Source organism: Zavarzinia sp. (assembly GCF_049306435.1).
Lineage (GTDB): Bacteria > Pseudomonadota > Alphaproteobacteria > Zavarziniales > Zavarziniaceae > Zavarzinia.
On the sequence record NZ_JBAQRT010000021.1, the window covers coordinates 1 to 5,082 of the forward strand.

Below are 5,082 nucleotides of genomic sequence, written 5' to 3' on the forward strand. Positions count from 1 at the left end.
GCCTCGCCCTGATCACCGGGGCCGGCAGCGGCATCGGCCGGGCAACGGCGATCGCCCTCGCCGAGAAGGGCGCCGACATCATCGCGACCGATATCGACGAGGCGGCGGCGGAACGCACCGCGACCCTCGCCCGGCTGGTTGGCGTCGAGGCCCATGCCCGCAAGGTCGATGTCGCCGACGCGGGCGCCATGACCGCCCTCGCCGACTGGACCGAGGAGACGCTCGGCGGGGTCGACATCGTCGTCAACAACGCCGGCATCGGCATGGCCGGCGATTTCCTCGACACCAGCGTCGAGGACTGGCGCCGCGTGCTCGACGTGAACCTCTGGGGTGTCATCCATGGCGCGCGTCTGTTCGGCGGGCGGATGGCGGCGCGGCATTCCGGCGGTCATATCGTCAATGTCGCCTCGGCCGCCGCCTTCATGCCGGCGCGCGGCCTGTCGGCCTATGCCGCCACCAAATCCGCCGTCCTGATGATGACGACCTGCTTGCGTGCCGAACTGGCCGACGACGGCATCGGCGTCTCGGCGATCTGCCCCGGCATCATCGACACCGGCATCACCGACCGCACCACTTTCGTCGGCGTGAGCGCCGAGGCGGAAGGTCGCAAGCGCGCCGCCGCCTCCCGCCTCTATGCCCGCCGCGCCCTGACCGCCGAAACGGTGGCGGCGCAGATCGTCGCCGCCGTCCTGAAGAACGAGCCGGTCGCCCTCGTTGGTCTCGAAGCCGTGATCGGCAATCTTCTCGGCCGCGTCTCGCCCGGCCTGATGCGCCGCATCGCCGGCGCCGACCTGATGCCGAAGTAGGAGACCCGCCGTGACCCGTCACAAGATCACCCCGCGCAAGGTCGCCTTCGACTGGAGCGGGACCAGACCCCAGTGGATCGAAGGGGAAGCCTTCGTCTCCCACCTGACCAATTCGACCCATATCCTGCTGCCGATCGTCGAGGTCTGGTTCTGCCAGGTGTTCAAGGAAGCCCTGCCCCACATCACCGACGAGCGTGTGCGCGAGGACGTCATCGCCTTCATGCGCCAGGAAGCGATCCACGGCAGCGCCCACAAGCCCCTGATCGAGCATTTCCTGAAGCACGGCATGGATATTCGCGGCGGCGTCGCCCGTACCCAGCGGCTGATCGATACCCTGCTCGGCGATCCTTCGCGGATCTTCGGCCTACTGCCCACGGGCAAGCGCCTCGCCCGCTGGTGGCTGGGCACCCGCGTCGGCATCATCGCGGCGGGGGAGCATTTCACCTGTATCCTCGGACGTTTCATCCTCGAGAACGAGGAGTTGCCGAAGCTGCCGGTGGACCCCGCCATGATGGACCTGCTGCGCTGGCACGGCGCCGAGGAAGTCGAGCACCGCGCCGTCGCCTTCGATCTCTACAGGCACCTGACCGGGGCGCCCCTGACCAGCCGCCTGCTGGTCCTCGGCTTCATCATTCCTTTTCTCACCTGGTACTGGATCGAATCCACCCGCTACCTGATGAAGCAGGACCCCGGCCTCGCGATCAAGCCGGGCTTCTTCGCCGAATGGCGCAAGGCCTCGCGCCGGAACCTGATCCCCTCGGCCCGGATGCTGCTGGGCGGCAGCTGGCGCTTCCTGCTACCGGGCTATGATCCTGCGGACGAGGCGGACACGGAGGTCGCCCTCGATTATCTGGCGAAAAGCCCGGCGGTTCGCTGACCGATCCGGGCGAGCCCGCCTTTTGGCCGGTGATCGCGGACGAAAAGAGAATCAAACTCCCGTTCCGCGATCACCAAATCCGATATAGCGTGATCGAACGTCCGATCTTTCCAGAAGGAAGACCCACCATGACCTTGTGTCCCGTCGCCATGGCCGTGACCTGCAAGCGCTGCCCGGTCTTCTCCGTCTGCCCCGCCAAGGGCATCATCGGCGACCACAAGAAGACCCCGGCGAAACCCGACACGGAAACCGCGCCCCCCAGGTCCTGAACCGGCGCGGCCTGTCACGGCCGCGCCATCAGAGCGGGGCCATCAGCCCGCCTTGGCGACCTGACGCCAGCGGTGCAGCAGCGGCTCGGTATAGCCGGACGGCTGCTCGCGCCCCTTGAAGACGAGATCGCTGGCCGCCCGGTAGGCGACGCCGTCGAAGCCCGGCGCCATCGGCTTGTAGAGCGGATCGCCGGCATTCTGCGCGTCGACGATGGCGGCCATGCGGCGGAAGGTTTCCGTCACCTGCGCCTCGGTCACGATGCCGTGATGCAGCCAGTTGGCCATGTGCTGGGACGAGATGCGCAAGGTCGCGCGGTCTTCCATCAGGCCGATGTCGTTGATATCCGGCACCTTGGAACAGCCGACGCCCTGGTCGATCCAGCGGACGACATAGCCGAGGATGCCCTGGGCATTGTTGTCCAGCTCCGCCTGGACCTCGGCCGGGGACCAGTTGGTGTCCGTGGCGACCGGGATGGTCAGCAACTCGGCCGTCAGATCCGCGCTCTGCCCTTCCATGGCCTTCTGCACGGCCGCGACATCGACCTCGTGGTAATGGAGGGCATGGAGGGTCGCGGCGGTCGGCGACGGCACCCAGGCGGTATTGGCGCCGGCCTTCGGATGGGCGATCTTCTGCTTCAGCATCTCGGCCATCAGGTCGGGCATGGCCCACATGCCCTTGCCGATCTGCGCCTTGCCCCGCAGGCCGCAGGCGAGCCCGGTCAGGACATTGTTCTTCTCATAGGCCGAAATCCAGGCGGCCGACTTCATGGCGCCCTTCCGCACCATCGGCCCCGCCTCCATCGAGGTGTGGATCTCGTCGCCCGTCCTGTCGAGGAAGCCGGTGTTGATGAAGGCGACCCGGTGTTTCGCCGCGGCGATACAGGCCTTGAGGTTCAGGGTCGTGCGGCGCTCCTCGTCCATGATGCCGAGCTTCACTGTGTAACGCGGCAGGCCCGCGATATCCTCGGCCCGGGCGAACAGCTCGTCGGCGAAGGCGACTTCCGCCGGGCCATGCATCTTCGGCTTCACGATATAGACCGAGCCGGCGCGGGAGTTGCGGAACTTGCCGGCCCCGCTCAGGTCGTGCTTGGCGATCAGCACCGTGATCGCCGCATCCATCAGGCCTTCCGGAATCTCGCTGCCGTCGGCGAGCAGGATCGCCGGATTGGTCATCAGATGGCCGACGTTGCGAATGAACATCAGCGAACGGCCCGGCAGGGTCAGGGTGCCGCCCGTGGGCGTCACATAGGTCCGGTCGGGGTTCATGGCACGGATGAAACTCTTGCCGCCCTTCGCCACTTCCTCGGTCAGCGTGCCCGTCATCAGGCCGAGCCAGTGGCGATAGACCACCACCTTGTCCTCGGCATCGACGGCGGCGACCGAATCCTCGCAATCCATGATCGTGGTCAGGGCGGCTTCGGTCAGCACATCCTTGATCCCGGCGGGATCGCTCGCGCCGATCGGGTGGGTCTTGTCGAACTGGAGTTCGAGATGCAGCCCGTTGTGGCGGATCAGCACCGAGGTCGGCGCGGCCGGATCGCCGGTGTAACCGACGAAGGCCTTGCTGTCGGCAAGCGTGGTCAGCCCGGTGCCGAGCGCGACCGACAGGCGCCCGCCCTCGACCTTATAGGCGGTCGCCGAAGCATGGGAGCCGGTGGCGAGCGGCGCCGCCCGGTCGAGCATGTCGCGGGCGAAGGCGATCACCCTCGCACCCCGCACCGGATTATAGCCGCCGGCTTTTTCCGCCCCGTCGCTTTCCGGGATCGCATCGGTGCCATAGAGCGCGTCGTAAAGGCTGCCCCAGCGCGCGTTGGCGGCGTTGAGGGCATAGCGCGCGTTCATCACCGGCACGACGAGCTGCGGCCCCGCCTGTTCGGCGATTTCGCTGTCGATGCCGCTGGTGTCGATGGCGACACTGTCGGGCACCGGCACGAGATAGCCGATATCGCGGAGGAAGGCGCGATAGGCGGCGGGATCGCCGACGCCGTTCTTCCTGTGCCAGGCGTCGATCTTGGCCTGCATCTCGTCGCGGATGGCGAGCAGGCTGCGGTTCTTGGGCGCGAGATCATGGGCCATGGCATCGAAGCCGGCCCAGAAATCGGCCGCCTCGATCCCGGTGCCGGGCAGCGCCTCGTCCTCGATGAAGGCGGCGAGATCGGCGGAGACCTGCAGGCGGTGGCGGGTGATGCGGGACGTCATGGGCGCGGCCTCCGGAGGGTCAGGGTCAGCCGAGCAGGGCGGCGATGCCGGCCTTGGCGATCTGGGCATCCTCGATCGACTTGACGCCCGAGACACCGACCGCGCCGATCACGTCGCCATCGACGATCACCGGCACGCCGCCTTCAAGGAGGCCCTGCAGGACGGGCGCCGAGAGGAAGGACATGCGGCCGCCGTTGACCATGTCCTCGAAAATCTTGCTCTCGCGCCGGCCGAGGGCGGCGGTGCGGGCCTTTTCGGTGCCGATATAGGCGCTCATCTGCGGGCAACCGTCGAGACGGATCATGCCGAGGGGATGGCCGCCGTCGTCCACCACCGCGATGGTCACCGCCCAATTGTTGGCCAGGGCTTCCGCCCGCGCCCCTTTCAGGATGGTATCGACATCTTCGACGGTCAGAACGGCTTTGGTCTTCATGCCATGGTCTCCTGGAACACTACAGGCACCATAGGGGTGCCGCCGTTGATCGTCCACCGCGCGGCGGCAGGAAGCAATCTTCGGGTTTTCCGTAAGATCAGGCGGGGTCGATCCGCTGCCAGGGCAGGGTGAAGGCCGTGCCCTCGACCTCGCCGTGGAGGGCGCGGATGTGATAGGCGGCGGCGAGATTATCGTCCGACAGCACGTCGCGCGGCAGGCCCGCGGCCATCACCCGCCCGCCCGAGAGCAGCACCAGCCGGTCGCAGAAACGCGCCGCCAGCGTCAGGTCGTGCAGGACGACGACGACCCCGGCGCCCCGCGCCACCGCCTCGCGCAGCAATTCCATGGTGTGAAGCTGGTGATAGGGATCGAGGGCGGCGACCGGCTCGTCCGCCAGCAGCATCTCGGCCTCGACCGCCAGCGCCCGGGCGAGCAACGCCCGCATCCGCTCCCCGCCCGACAGGGTATCGAGCCGGCGGGTGGCCAGAAGGTCGCAAT

General features: G+C 67.6%; 6 protein-coding genes. 3 read left to right on the top strand and 3 right to left on the bottom strand.

The window, feature by feature from the left end; genetic code table 11:
* The 3 genes from WAZ62_RS01170 to WAZ62_RS01180 all read left to right on the top strand — a co-directional run.
* Positions 1 to 806, top strand: an 806-nt coding sequence (locus tag WAZ62_RS01170; protein ID WP_422641699.1) for an SDR family NAD(P)-dependent oxidoreductase, incomplete at its 5' end; no start/stop codon positions are given.
* Between the two features lie 10 nt (positions 807 to 816).
* Positions 817 to 1,683, top strand: a complete 867-nt coding sequence (locus tag WAZ62_RS01175) for a metal-dependent hydrolase (protein WP_422641700.1) — start codon at positions 817 to 819, stop codon at positions 1,681 to 1,683.
* A gap of 128 nt (positions 1,684 to 1,811) precedes the next feature.
* On the top strand, positions 1,812 to 1,952 hold the full coding sequence (locus WAZ62_RS01180; RefSeq protein ID WP_422641701.1) for a hypothetical protein: 141 nt from the start codon (positions 1,812 to 1,814) through the stop codon (positions 1,950 to 1,952).
* Positions 1,953 to 1,994: 42 nt separating this feature from the next.
* Here the strand turns inward: WAZ62_RS01180 and WAZ62_RS01185 are convergent, their stop codons facing one another.
* The 3 genes from WAZ62_RS01185 to WAZ62_RS01195 all read right to left on the bottom strand — a co-directional run.
* On the bottom strand, positions 1,995 to 4,151 hold the full coding sequence (locus WAZ62_RS01185) for a malate synthase G (protein WP_422641702.1): 2,157 nt from the start codon (positions 4,149 to 4,151) through the stop codon (positions 1,995 to 1,997).
* 25 nt (positions 4,152 to 4,176) lie between these two features.
* Positions 4,177 to 4,584, bottom strand: a complete 408-nt coding sequence (locus WAZ62_RS01190) for a heme-binding protein (protein WP_422641703.1) — start codon at positions 4,582 to 4,584, stop codon at positions 4,177 to 4,179.
* A gap of 97 nt (positions 4,585 to 4,681) precedes the next feature.
* The coding region (locus WAZ62_RS01195) for an ATP-binding cassette domain-containing protein (protein WP_422641704.1) at positions 4,682 to 5,082 on the bottom strand (401 nt) is incomplete at its 5' end.

Excerpts from the sequence above, each read along its gene's own strand:
- WAZ62_RS01180 (WP_422641701.1), top strand. The coding sequence starts at position 1,812 with ATGACCTTGTGTCCCGTCGCCATGGCCGTGACCTGCAAGCGCTGCCCG.
- WAZ62_RS01190 (WP_422641703.1), bottom strand. The coding sequence starts at position 4,584 with ATGAAGACCAAAGCCGTTCTGACCGTCGAAGATGTCGATACCATCCTG.
- WAZ62_RS01185 (WP_422641702.1), bottom strand. The coding sequence starts at position 4,151 with ATGACGTCCCGCATCACCCGCCACCGCCTGCAGGTCTCCGCCGATCTC.